The sequence below is a fragment of the Halobellus sp. LT62 genome, from assembly GCF_037031285.1.
Classification (GTDB): domain Archaea; phylum Halobacteriota; class Halobacteria; order Halobacteriales; family Haloferacaceae; genus Haloquadratum; species Haloquadratum salinisoli.
In genome coordinates this window covers 885,755-898,366 of record NZ_JAYEZO010000002.1, presented here as the reverse complement: position 1 = coordinate 898,366, position 12,612 = coordinate 885,755, and the positions used below count along the sequence as shown (strand labels likewise).

Annotated in this window: 8 protein-coding genes; 7 read left to right on the top strand and 1 reads right to left on the bottom strand. The window is 66.1% G+C overall.

What is annotated here, in order from left to right; all coding sequences use genetic code 11:
• The first annotated feature begins 6 nt into the window (after positions 1-6).
• The 3 genes from U5919_RS13830 (at position 7) to U5919_RS13820 (ending at position 3,851) form a co-directional block, all read left to right on the top strand.
• Positions 7-843 carry a PspA/IM30 family protein gene (locus U5919_RS13830; RefSeq protein WP_336025019.1) on the top strand — a complete coding sequence of 279 codons (837 nt, stop codon included), beginning with the start codon at positions 7-9 and terminating at the stop codon, positions 841-843.
• Between the two features lie 74 nt (positions 844-917).
• The gene (locus tag U5919_RS13825) at positions 918-2,189 is read left to right on the top strand and encodes a DUF7972 family membrane protein (RefSeq protein ID WP_345786349.1); all 1,272 of its coding nucleotides are present in this window, start codon (positions 918-920) and stop codon (positions 2,187-2,189) included.
• 72 nt (positions 2,190-2,261) lie between these two features.
• The gene (locus U5919_RS13820) at positions 2,262-3,851 is read left to right on the top strand and encodes a glutamate-cysteine ligase family protein (RefSeq protein ID WP_336025018.1); all 1,590 of its coding nucleotides are present in this window, start codon (positions 2,262-2,264) and stop codon (positions 3,849-3,851) included.
• 70 nt (positions 3,852-3,921) lie between these two features.
• Here the strand turns inward: U5919_RS13820 and U5919_RS13815 are convergent, their stop codons facing one another.
• Positions 3,922-4,365: a DUF5820 family protein gene (locus tag U5919_RS13815; RefSeq protein ID WP_336025017.1), complete on the bottom strand. Its 444-nt coding sequence runs from the start codon at positions 4,363-4,365 to the stop codon at positions 3,922-3,924.
• 451 nt (positions 4,366-4,816) lie between these two features.
• On the opposite strand from U5919_RS13815, the gene U5919_RS13810 reads away from it, so the two are divergent.
• From U5919_RS13810 to U5919_RS13795, 4 genes are read left to right on the top strand one after another with little or no spacing between them, the layout of a single operon-like run.
• The gene (locus U5919_RS13810; protein ID WP_336025016.1) at positions 4,817-6,886 is read left to right on the top strand and encodes a PrkA family serine protein kinase; all 2,070 of its coding nucleotides are present in this window, start codon (positions 4,817-4,819) and stop codon (positions 6,884-6,886) included.
• Between the two features lie 2 nt (positions 6,887-6,888).
• On the top strand, positions 6,889-9,213 hold the full coding sequence (locus U5919_RS13805; RefSeq protein WP_336025015.1) for a PrkA family serine protein kinase: 2,325 nt from the start codon (positions 6,889-6,891) through the stop codon (positions 9,211-9,213).
• A gap of 3 nt (positions 9,214-9,216) precedes the next feature.
• Positions 9,217-10,563 carry a YeaH/YhbH family protein gene (locus tag U5919_RS13800; protein WP_336025014.1) on the top strand — a complete coding sequence of 449 codons (1,347 nt, stop codon included), beginning with the start codon at positions 9,217-9,219 and terminating at the stop codon, positions 10,561-10,563.
• A gap of 3 nt (positions 10,564-10,566) precedes the next feature.
• Positions 10,567-12,582, top strand: a complete 2,016-nt coding sequence (locus U5919_RS13795) for a SpoVR family protein (RefSeq protein ID WP_336025013.1) — start codon at positions 10,567-10,569, stop codon at positions 12,580-12,582.
• Positions 12,583-12,612 lie beyond the last annotated feature (30 nt).

Below are 12,612 nucleotides of genomic sequence, written 5' to 3'. Positions count from 1 at the left end.
AGACGTATGGGAATCCTCTCACGCGCGTCCTACGTCGTCCGTTCGAAGCTGAACGCCCTCCTCAACCGCGCGGAGGATCCGACGGAGACGCTCGATTACTCCTACGAGCAGATGCGCGACGAACTACAGGACGTCAAACAGGGCATCGCCGACCTGACCACGCAAAAGAAGCGCCTCGAAATCCAGAAGCGACGGCTCGAAGAGAACGTCGAAAAGCACAACGAGCAGGCCAGAGAGGCCGTCCGACAGGACCGCGACGACCTCGCGCGGCAAGCGCTGGAAAAGAAGCAGGCGAAGATGAACCAGATCGAGGAGTTGGAGGGCCAGATCGCGGAACTTCAGTCGACGCAGGAGAACCTCGTCGAGAAGAAGAACGAACTCCAGAACCGCATCGAGGAGTTCCGCACGAAAAAGGAGACGATGAAGGCGCGATACGAGGCCGCAGAGGCGTCATCTCGCGTCTCCGAGGCGATGACGGGCGTCGGCGACGAGATGTCCGACGTCTCTCGGGCAATCGAGCGGGCCGAGGAGCGGACCGACGAGATGGAGGCCCGCTCGGAGGCGATGGACGAACTCGTCGACACCGGCGCGTTCGAGGACGCGATGTCCGACAAAGACAGCATCGACCGCGAACTCGAAAGCGGCCGGTCCGACGCCGAGGTCGACTCCGAACTGGAGACGCTGAAAGCGGAGATGGGCGACGGCGTCGCGGCAGAGACGGACGAGGGCGAGACGACGGATGCGGACACCGAGGCAGACGCTGAGACCGCCACCGCCGAGGTCGACGTCGACGACGCCGAGGTCGAAGCCGAGCTAGAGGAGCTGAAAGACGACGAGAACTGAGCACGGCGGTAGCGCGAATCGGGAGACGACAGCGGAGCGGGAGAACGCGAATCGATGCGAGAGAAAGCGTATCGATGCGAGAGAACGCGAATCGATTCGATCGACCACGCGGCGCGATTCCGGCCCGTCTGGACACCGCGGCGGGCGACGACGGAGACCGACGAGAGAGCCACTCGGAGATTCAAATGGGAGACGAGCGTTCCACAGACTCGACCGACACGAACGAACCGAGCGATACGATGCGACGCCGGGGTGAGGAGAGCCGTGTGAAGCTCTGGCTGCTGCTCGAAGCGAACCGGTGGATCGTCGCCGGACTGGTCGTCGCGGTGTTTTTTCTCGGAATTATCGCCGTCGCGACCGTCGTCCCGAACCGGGTGCTCATCGCCGTCGACGACCCCGTCGAAACGCTCTTTCAGGCCCTCGTGACCGCGACGATCACGGGCGTCACGCTCGTCGTCTCGATCAACTCGCTTGTCCTCTCCCAAGAGCTCGGCGCGCTTGGCGATCAGCGCGAGCGGATGGAAGGCGCGATGTCGTTCCGACGGGACGTCGAGGACGTGATCGGTCCCGATATCGCGCCAGCGACGCCGGCAAATTTCCTCCGCGAGTTGATCGCCGCCGTCGAAACGCGCGCCCGAGCGCTTTCTGCAGTTGGCGACACGGCCGCGGAGGATGTACCGTCCGAAGCGGCTCCGACCGGCGACGACGCCGACGCGGTCGAGCAAGTGCGCGAATACGCCGAGGACCTCCAACGGCACGCGTCGTCGGTCGAATCGGAACTCGAAGGACGGGAGTTCGGGACGTTCGGCGTGCTCTCTGCGGCGTTGAACTTCAATTACTCGTGGAAGATATACGAGGCCCGGCGGTTGCGGACGCTGTTCGACGAAGGATCGTCGACCGACGGTGAGTCATCGATTTCCGAGGAGCCGTCGACCGACGGGCCCGAATCGTCGATCACGGAGGTCGAGTCGTCTATCGCTGCCGCCCTCGACGACGTCATCTTGGTGTTGACGCTGTTCGGCCCGACCAGAGAGCACATCAAGACGCTGTACTTCCAGTGGGAACTCGTGAACCTCTCGCGGGCGATGCTGTACAGCGCCGTTCCAGCGCTCGTCGTCGCGACCAACGTCCTCCTGTTCCACGGCGTGCTGCAGGCGGTGTCGGGATGGACGCTCGGTATCGCCCACTACGTCTGGATCGTCGCGGCCACGGCGTCGCTCGCGCTCGCACCCTTCGCGATCCTCCTCTCGTTCGTCCTCCGAATCGGGACGATCGCGAAGCGCACGCTTTCGATCGGCCCGCTCATTTTGCGGACGACTGACGCGAGCGACGCGGACGAACGGTGAGCCTCGTCGTGGCCGCTCTATGGACACCGAGCCGACAGTATCAGTACCCGTCGGACGCGATAGGGAGGCATGATGGAGACGATCGAATCCGTCCGTACGGCGCTCGACCCGGACCGACGCGCCGCGTTCGAGCGACGTGTCGACCGGGAGGCCGACTCGTTACGGGCGGCGATCCGCACGGGCGAGTTCGACGCGGAGGCGTTCGCGGTCGGGCTCGAACTCGAAGGCTACGTCGTCGACGACGAGGGGCGGCTCGCCGCCGCGCCGGAGGACGTCTTCGAGACGGACGGTTGTAGCCGCGAACTCGGCGTGCACAACGTCGAACTGCACACGAGCCCGGACGTCGTCTCCGACGCCGGAGTCCGACGGCAGTCGGAGGAACTGCGGTCGATTCACGAATCGGTCGACGAGACCCTCCGGCAGTCCGATCGCAGATTCGTTTTCGACGCGATGTGGACGGTGCCGCCGGAGTCGGGAACGCGGCACTACCTCGGGAGCGGGCGGAACGTCGACGGCGTCTTTCTCGCCGACGGGATGCGACCGGTCCCCCGCTACGTCGCCCTCGATCAGGAGATCCGCGAGCGCAACGGCGGCCGGATCGAACTCGATCTGCCGGGGCTCGCGTCGGCGGAGTCGATGCTCGTCGAGTCGCTCGCGACGTCGGTGCAGCCGCACCTGCAGGTTCCCGATCCGACCGACGTCCCGCGGTATCTGAACGTCGCCACGCGGACGATGGGGCCGGTCCTCTCGCTGTCGGCGAACTCGCCGTTCCTCCCCGCGGACCTGTACGAGGAAGCGCTCGCCGACGGCAGCGAGGAGTTCGAGAACCTCCTCGCCGAGACGCCGCACGAGCTTCGGATCCCGATCTTCGAGCGCTCGGTCGACGAGGGGTCGAACAAGTGTCGCGTCCCGCGCGACGTGAAGACCGTCGACGAACTGATCGGGCGGATCGCGGCCGATCCGACGCTCGTCGCGCCGCCCGAGCTCGACGACGGTGATGATGGTGGAGCGGACGGCGGCGATGATGGTGGAGTGGACGACGATGGCGAGGACACCGAAAGCTACCGTGCGTTCGCCGCGAAGCGCGGCACGTACTGGCGCTGGGTCCGGCCGGTGTTCGGCGGCGAGATCCCGCGGACGGACGACGGCGGCCCCGACCCCCACGGAGCGACGGACTCGGTCCGGATCGAGTACCGGCCGCTCCCGACGCAGCCGACGATCAGGGACACGATCGGGGTGCAGGCGCTCGTCACGGGCGTCCTGCGCGGCGTCGACGCGACCGAACACCCGCTGGCGACGCTGCCGTGGGCGGACGCGAAGGCGTCGTTCTACGCGGCGGTCGACGACGGCCCCGACGCCGACCTGCGGTGGGTGACACGAGACGGCGAGCACACGACCGCGACGGGGCGAATCTACGACGAGCTGTTCGCGCTCGCGCGCCGCGGGCTCGACGAACTCGGCGTCGGGAGCGAGACGATCGAGTGGGCGCTCGATCCGATCGAGACGCGCCGCGAGGCGACGCACACCGCGCCCAGTGCGTGGAAGCGCGCCAGCGTTCGCGAGCGCGTCGCCGACGGCGCATCGCCCCCGGACGCGATCGCCGAGATGCAGGGGACGTACGTCGAGCGGGTCGCGAGCGGCACGCCGTACGCGCGGTGGTGAGCGGTCGCGACGGACCGCGGCTCACCCACGCCTCGGTCGCGTCGTAGACGACGGCTCGTTCGCGGCTCGTTCACGCCTCGACCACGCTGTCGAGACGGTCGAGATAGTCCTCGCGGGGGAGCTGATACGCCGCTCGGTAGTCGACGTCGCCGGCGGCGAATCGACGCGCGAGTTCGTTCGCGCCCGCGACGGCCGCCTCGCGGCTCTCGTAGTCCTCGACGACGGCCTCGACGTCGGGTTCGAGCGTGAGGACGACGTGCCACGTGTCGGTCGGGATCTGGGAGGCACCCGGCCGCTTCGCCCGCGAGCGATTCGAGACGAGAATCGTGGGGATGCACTCGGCGGGGAGGTCGTTGCCCTCGTTGAACACGTCGGGCCGGAACACGAGAATCCGGCGGCCGCGCGGCTCGTCGTTCCAGAGCGACCAACCGGCGGGCGGCTCGTCGTCGGTTTTCGCCGGGTCGGCGTCGCCCTTCGTGGAGTCGTCGGCCTTCTCTCGGTCGTCGTCCGTCATTGTCGGGTCGGTGTGGGTCTCCGCCGGCCCGACGGCGTCCGCGCTGATGCAACGGTGTGGTCCAGTCGACGTCGCGAAGCCACGTCCATATCTACGGGTTGACGTCCAGTCACAAATACTGTCTCGTTGGTGTCGCCGGTCTCGGCAGCAGTCGCCGAGCGAAGTGGGGGTAGTGCTGAATCGCAGGAAGTCTTATGTGTGTTCACCACTCACACACGTTCAGTCTCGGTCGATCGGATCGAGCGACCGCCTGCACACGTACCGCCTGCCTACCCAAGACGTTCTGTCGCCCTGTCGCCGTCTAGTCGCCGTCGCCCCCGCGAAGTCTCGTTGCGCGTGTGTGCTTTGGTATGGTGAGACTTACCAAGGTGTCGCGGGCGGACGAAACGTCCGCCGCGGCTCCCGCGCCCACGGTGCGGCGGCCGCATCGCTCCCCGGGACGGATACAACAATGAACGGTGACAGAGAAACCCTCGAAACCCTGAGTCGAGCGTACAAGGACTCGGTGCCCGAAGACCTCCGCGAAGCCAAGCGCTTCGGTTGGTACCTCGACGCGGTGTACGAAGATCCGCGGATCGCCCGAAACGCCCACCAGCGGGTGGCCGATATGTTCGATCACTACGGCACCGACTACGACGAACAGGCCGGCGTGGTCGAGTACCGGATGGCCTCCGAAGACCCCCTTCACGACGGCGAGAACACCTTTTATGGCAGGGAGGTTCACGAGTCGATTCACGAGTTCGTAAACAAAGTGAAGTCGGGGGCTCGCGGGCTCGGACCACAGAAACGGATCAAGCTCCTCCTCGGGCCGGTCGGCTCGGGGAAGTCGCACTTCGACTGGATGGTCAGACGCTACTTCGAGGATTACACGACGACGGACGCCGGGCGGATGTACACCTTCCGCTGGACGAACCTCTGCGACGTCATCCGCGATCAGGACCCCGGGGACGACGTCGTCACGTCGCCGATGAATCAGGACCCGCTCGTCCTCTTGCCGCAGCCCCAGCGCGACGAGGTGATCGAGCGCCTGAACGAGACGCTGGATGCGCCCTACACGATCCGGAACGATCAGACGCTCGATCCCGCCTCGGAGTTCTACCTCGACGCGCTGTTGGCGAAGTACGACGACGAGCTACAGGAGGTACTGGAGAACCACATCGAGATCGTCCGCCTCGTCGCGAGCGAGAACAAGCGCCAGTGTGTCGAGACGTTCGAGCCGAAGGACAAGAAGAACCAAGACGAGACCGAACTCACCGGCGACGTCAACTACTCGAAGCTAGCGGTCTACGGCGAGTCGGATCCCCGCGCGTTCGACTACTCCGGTGCGTTCTGCAACGCGAACCGAGGGCTCTTTTCGGGCGAGGAACTGCTGAAGCTCCAGCGGGAGTTCCTCTATGACTTCCTGCACGCCTCCCAAGAGCAGACGATCAAGCCGAAGAACAACCCCCGAATCGACATCGATCAAGTGATCGTCGGGCGGACGAATATGCCCGAATATCGGGAAAAGAAGGGCGACGAGAAGATGGAGGCGTTCAACGATCGCACGAAGCGGATCGACTTCCCGTACGTCCTCGAATACGACGAGGAGGCCGAGATCTACCGGAAAATGCTCCGGAACGCCGACGTGCCGGATATGCACATCGAGCCGCACACGCTGGAGATGGCCGGGCTGTTCGGCGTCCTCACGCGGATCACCGAGCCCGACGAGTCGGTCTCGCTGGTCCAGAAGGCGAAGGCCTATAACGGCGAAATCGACGACGGCGACGACATCGACGTCAGAAAGCTCCGCGAGAACGGCGAGGCCGCGGCCGACATCGGCGAGGGGATGGACGGCGTCTCCGCGCGGTTCATCGGCGACGAGATCGCCGAGGCGATCATGGACTCGACGCACCGCGGACGCTCGTATCTCTCGTCGCTGTCGGTGTTCTCGCACTTCGAGGCCAACTTGGAGAACCACGGGTCGATCCCGGAGGACAACCTCGACCGCTACCACCGATACCTCGAACTGGTGCGAGAAGAGTACAAGAACCGAGCCATCGAGGACGTCCGCCACGCGCTCGCCTACGACGTCGACGAGATCCGTCGGCAGGGCGAGAAGTACATGGACCACGTGATGGCGTACATCGACGACGCCACCGTCGAGGACGAACTCACCGGCCGCGAGCAGGAGCCCGACGAGACCTTCCTTCGCTCGGTCGAGGAGAAACTGGAGATCCCCGATGACCGAAAGGACGACTTCCGCCAAGAGGTCTCGAACTGGGTCTCCCGCCGCGCCCGCGACGGCACCTCCTTCGACCCGCAGGACAACGACCGGCTCCGCCGCGCCTTAGAGCGGAAGCTCTGGGAGGACAAAAAGCACAACATCAACTTCTCGGCGCTGGTGAGTGCGAACGAGCTCGACGACGACGAGCGGAGCGCGTGGATCGACGCGCTGATCGAGCAGGGGTACTCGTCGTCGGGCGCTCGCGAGGTGCTCGAATTCGCCGGCGCTGAGGTCGCAAAGAGCGAACTCGAGGAGTGAGTATGACCGCAGCACACACCCCCGAGAACGGCGGCGGTTCGTCGAGAGACTACGTCGACGTCGCCGACGACCACCTCCGCGGCACCTACGAGGAGCCGATGAGTCTCCGCGAGTACGTCGACGCCGCGTTCGAGCGGCCGTCGATCGCCGCGCACGCCGCGAAGTACCTCCTCGACGCGATCGAGTCGACGGGGACGCGCACGGTGCTCGAAGAGGGCGAGACGCGCGAGCGCTACCGCTTCTTCGACGACCCGGCGAACGACGGCGAGCACGCCGTGCTCGGGAATACGGACGTTCTGAACGGCTTCGTCGACGACCTCAGAACGATCGCAACCGAACGCGGGAAATCCGAGAAGATCATCTGGTTCAACGGCCCCACGGCGACCGGAAAATCCGAACTGAAGCGCTGTCTCATCAACGGCCTGCGGGCGTACTCGAAGACCGACGCCGGTCGCCGCTACACGATCGAGTGGAACGTCGCGTCAGGCGGCGACACCCGCGGGCTCTCCTACGGCGGCGAGACGACCGGGACCGAGCGGGAGGCCGACTGGTACGAGAGCCCCGTGCAGGCGCACCCCCTGTCGGTCTTCCCCCGCGACGTCCGCGAGGAGCTGCTAACCGCGTTGAACGACGCCGACGGCGGACACGTTCCGATTGCCGTCGATCAGGAGCTCGATCCGTTCTCCCGAGAGGCGTACGACCTCCTCGAAGAGCGGTACCGTCGGAACGGCGCTCGCGAGTTGTTCTCGGCGGTGACCGACCCCGCACACCTGCGCGTGAAGAACTACGTCGTCGACGTGGGGCGGGGAATCGGCGTCCTCCACTCGGAAGACGACGGGACGCCCAAAGAGCGGCTCGTGGGGTCGTGGATGCCCGGGATGCTCCGCGAACTCGACTCCCGCGGCCGGAAGAACCCACAGGCGTTCAGCTACGACGGCGTGCTCTCGCAGGGCAACGGCCTGCTCACGATCGTCGAGGACGCTTCCCAGCACGCCGACCTGCTCCAGAAGCTCCTCAACGTGCCCGACGAGGGTCGCGTGAAGCTCGATAAGGGGATCGGGATGGACGTCGACTCTCAGCTACTCATCATCTCGAACCCCGACCTCGACGCCGAGCTCGACAAGTACGCCGACCGCAACGACCACGACCCGCTGAAGGCGCTCAAGCGTCGGCTGGACAAGCACGCGTTCCGATACCTCACGACCGTCTCGCTCGAAGCCGAGTTGATCCGCCGCGAACTCACCGACGAGACGTCGGTCTGGGAGGTCGACAGCGAGGAGGAGCTCCGCGAGCGCGTCCGCGCGCCGCTCGTCGTCGACGTCCGTAACGGCCCCGGCGAGGTCCAGCGCCGGGAACTCGCCCCGCACGCCATCGCCGGCGCGGCGATGTACAGCGTCCTCACGCGCCTCGACGGCGAAGACGTCCCGTCCGAGTACGACCTGCTCGATAAGGCGCGGCTCTTCGACGTCGGCTACCTCGACGAGGACGGCGACCGGACGGAGATCGACGAGTTCGCGTTCGACAGGGAGGGCGAGGGCTCGCACGGAATCCCGGTGACGTTCACCCGCGACGTCGTCGCGGACCTGTTGCAGGGAGAGACCGACCGCTGGCACCCCGACCTCGACGTCGAGCGCGTCGTGCTCCCCGACGACGTTCTCGACGCGATGGTCGAGGGGCTGCACGACGCTCCCGTGTTCTCCCGCGCGGAGCGAGCCGAGTACGAGGGCCGGACGGCGATGGCGCGCGAGTACGTCCGCGACAGACAGGAGTCCGACGTGCTCGCGGCGATGCTCGCCGATCACTCCGTCGAGCGCGAGACGGTCGCCGAGTACGTCGAGCACGTCTACGCGTGGGACGGCGACGAACAGGTCGAGACCGATCGGGGCCCCGTCGATCCCGACCCGCTGCGGATGAAGCTCTTCGAGATCGAACAGCTCGGTCGGTTCGGAGAGGACGACTACGTCGGGAGCGCGCCGACGGAGACGGTAAAGCGCTTCCGCCGCGAGCGGATCATCACCGCGCTGAACCGCTACGCGTGGCAGAACCGCGACGAGGGATTCGCCGTCGGCGACGTCGATCTCTCGGGGATCCCGATCATCCAGTCGGTGCTCTCCGCGCACGACTGGGCCGACGTCCGTCGGCGGTACGAGGACTTCGATCCCGCACAGTGGACCGATCCGCCGGCGAACACCGAGACGGCGCGGCTGAAGGCGCGGACGATCGACGAACTCGTCGATCGCGGCTACACCGAGGCATCGGCGGAGCTGACGAGCCGCGCCGTGATGCGGGAGATTCGCGATCGATGGGATGACACCGGGGGTGCGTGACCGATGGGACTGAGAGAGGACCTCGAACGGTTCCGGGAGGTCGGCGAGAAGCGCCGCGAGGACCTCAAGTCGTTCATCCGCTACGGCGACCTCAGCGGCTCGGACTCCGATCGGATCGAGATCCCAATCAAGGTCGTCGACCTGCCGGAGTTCCAGTACGACCGGTTGGACCGCGGCGGCGTCGGCCAAGGGCAGGGCGGGACCCCGGAGATCGGCCAACCGGTGGGCCAGCCGCAGCCACAGTCCGGAGACGGCGACGACGACGGCGAGCCCGGCGAGGAGGGCGGCGAGCACGAGTACTACGAGATGGACCCCGAGGAGTTCGCAGAAGAGCTCGACGAGGAACTCGGCCTAGACCTCGAACCGAAGGGCAAGAAGGTGATCGAGGAGGTCGAAGGCGACTTCACCGACGTCACCCGCACCGGCCCGAACAGCACGCTCGACTTCGAGCGGCTGTTCAAGCAGGGCCTCAAGCGCAAGCTCGCCACCGACTTCGACGAGGCGTTCGTCCGCGAGGCGATGAAAGTCGCCGGCGAGACGCCCCGGTCGGTCTACCGCTGGTGTCGGGAGGAGAACATCCTCGTGTCGCTTTCGTGGATCGAGGCCGAGTGGGAGGAGATCCCCGAGTCCGAACGCGGCAGATGGACCTCCTTCGAGGAGATGACCGACGCCGTCGAGCGGACAACGACCGTCCAGCGCATCCGCCGCGACGGGCTCCGAGAGGTGCCGTTCCGCCGCGACGACGAGCGGTACCGCCACCCCGAGATCGAGGAGAAGAAGGAGAAGAACGTCGTCGTCGTCAACATCCGCGACGTGTCGGGGTCGATGCGGAAGACGAAACGCGAGCTCGTCGAGCGGACGTTCACCCCCTTGGACTGGTACCTGCAGGGGAAGTACGACAACGCCGAGTTCGTCTACGTCGCCCACGACGCCGACGCGTGGGAAGTCGAGCGCGAGGAGTTCTTCGGGATCCGCTCGGGGGGCGGGACACGCATCTCCAGCGCCTACGAACTCGTCAAGGAGATTCTGGCCGAAGAGTACCCCTTCGCGGAGTGGAACCGCTACGTGTTCGCCGCGGGGGACTCGGAGAACTCCTCGAACGACACCACAGAGCGGGTGATCCCGCTGATGAGAGAGATCCCCGCGAACCGCCACGCCTACGTGGAGACGCAACCGGGCGGCACCGCGATCAACGCGACGCACGCCGAGGAAGTCGCCCGGGCCTTCGAGGACGACGGCGACGTCGTCGTCGCGTCCGTCAAAGCGCCGGAAGACGTCACCGACGCCATCTACGAAATTCTCCAGCCCGCGTCCTCGAAGGCGACCGCGAAACCGACGACGGAGGGATGAACTATGGCAACTAACCCACGACGCTTCAGGGACGTCGCGCGCGCCGCGGCCGACCGACTCGACGAACCGGTCCGCGAGGCCAGAGCGCTCGCGACGAAGCTCGGGCTCGATCCGTACCCCGTGAACTACTGGATCGTCGACCACGACGAGATGAACCAGCTCATCGCCTACGGCGGCTTCCAGCGCCGCTACCCCCACTGGCGCTGGGGGATGACCTACGACCGCCAGCGCAAGCAGGACCAGTTCGGGATGGGCAAGGCCTTCGAGATCGTCAACAACGACGATCCCAGCCACGCCTTCCTGCAGGAATCGAACTCGCTGGCCGACCAGAAGGCGGTCATCACGCACGTCGAAGCCCACGCGGACTTCTTCCGCAACAACGAGTGGTTCGGCCGCTTCAGCGGCGATGCCGAACTCGACGCGGCGGCGATGCTCGAACGCCACGCCGAGACCATCCAGCGCTACGTCGACGACCCAGACATCGACCGCGAGGACGTCGAGCGCTTCGTCGACGCCGTCACCTGCCTCGAAGACACGATCGACCAACACCGACCGCTGGCCGCCGACCGCGACACCGAGCGAACGCGGCCAGAGGACCTCCGCGACCGGCTCGACGAGCTTCGACTCTCCGAATCGGTCCGCGAGGCGGTCTTCGACGACGAGTGGCTCGACGATCTCGCGGACGCGGAGGCGGCCGCGGCCGCGCTCGACCGCCCGCAGACGGACGTGCTCGGCTTCCTCCGGGAACACGGGACGGTCTACGACGAGGAGTCGGGAGAGGCCGTCGAGATGGAGCCGTGGCAGAAGGACGTCCTCGACCTCCTCCGACGGGAGGCGTACTACTTCGCCCCGCAGAAGATGACGAAGGTGATGAACGAGGGGTGGGCGGCCTACTGGGAGTCTCAGATGATGGGCGAAGAGCGCTTCGCGGGGGTCGAGGAGTTCGTCACCTACGCCGACCACCAATCTCGCGTGTTGGGCTCGCCGGGTCTCAACCCCTACAAACTGGGCAAGGAGCTCTGGGAGTACGTCGAGAACACTGCCAACAGGCGGGAAGTCGCCGAGAAACTGCTCCGCGTCGAAGGGATCACGTGGCGGAACTTCCACGAGGTCGTCGACTTCGAGGCGGTGCAGCGGGCGCTCGAACCCGACGAAGCGATCGCGACGGTCAACGGCGACACCCTCGACGAACTCGCAGCGCTCCCCGAGGACGACCCGCGGGTCGACTGGGAAACGCTGGATCGCGCGCTGTCGGATCCCGACGCCGTCGACGTCGAGCGGTACCCGTGGAAAGTGCTCACCTACGAGGGCCTCGCCGAGCGGCACTTCTCGCTCGTGAAACCGCAGAACCGGGGCTTCCTCGGACGGATCAGGCGCTCGGAACTCGAAGAGCTCGCGAGATACGTCTTCGACGACGCGACCTACGGCAGCGTCGAGGAGGCGATCGACGACGTCGACAAGACCGTCGGGTGGGACCGTATGCGGGCGATCCGCGAGAGCCACAACGACGTGACGTTCATCGACGCGTTCCTCTCTCCGGAGTTCGTCGAGGCGAACGACTACTTCACCTACGAGTACACCCGCGCGACAGGCGACTTCCGCGTCGCCTCGACGGATCCCGCGGACGTCAAAAAGAAGCTGCTCTTACAGTTCACGAACTTCGGCAAGCCGACAGTCGCCGTCTTCGACGACAACTTCGAGAACCGCGGCGAGTTGCTGTTGGGCCACCGCTACAACGGCATTATGCTCGATCTCGAAGAGGCCCGCGACGTCCTCGAACGCGTCCACGAACTGTGGGGACGACCGGTGAACCTGATGACGATCCGAAAGCAGTACGACGAGCACGACGTCGAGGTCGCGAGACGGCGCAACACCGAACCCAAACCGACCGAGGTCGGCGTCCGGATCCGCTTCGACGGGGAGGAGTTCGAGACGTTCGAGCTCGACGACGACCTGCGAGCGCGGATCGAGGCCTCCGACATCGATTACGACACGAAGCCCGAGGAGTGGCTGTCGTAGTCGATCACCGGTCACTCGACCCACCCCCTT

Bases quoted from the DNA above. Each gene is read 5' to 3' on its own strand.
- U5919_RS13830 (WP_336025019.1), top strand. From the start codon at position 7: ATGGGAATCCTCTCACGCGCGTCCTACGTCGTCCGTTCGAAGCTGAAC.
- U5919_RS13825 (WP_345786349.1), top strand. From the start codon at position 918: ATGCGAGAGAACGCGAATCGATTCGATCGACCACGCGGCGCGATTCCG.
- U5919_RS13820 (WP_336025018.1), top strand. From the start codon at position 2,262: ATGGAGACGATCGAATCCGTCCGTACGGCGCTCGACCCGGACCGACGC.
- U5919_RS13815 (WP_336025017.1), bottom strand. From the start codon at position 4,365: ATGACGGACGACGACCGAGAGAAGGCCGACGACTCCACGAAGGGCGAC.
- U5919_RS13810 (WP_336025016.1), top strand. From the start codon at position 4,817: ATGAACGGTGACAGAGAAACCCTCGAAACCCTGAGTCGAGCGTACAAG.
- U5919_RS13805 (WP_336025015.1), top strand. From the start codon at position 6,889: ATGACCGCAGCACACACCCCCGAGAACGGCGGCGGTTCGTCGAGAGAC.
- U5919_RS13800 (WP_336025014.1), top strand. From the start codon at position 9,217: ATGGGACTGAGAGAGGACCTCGAACGGTTCCGGGAGGTCGGCGAGAAG.
- U5919_RS13795 (WP_336025013.1), top strand. From the start codon at position 10,567: ATGGCAACTAACCCACGACGCTTCAGGGACGTCGCGCGCGCCGCGGCC.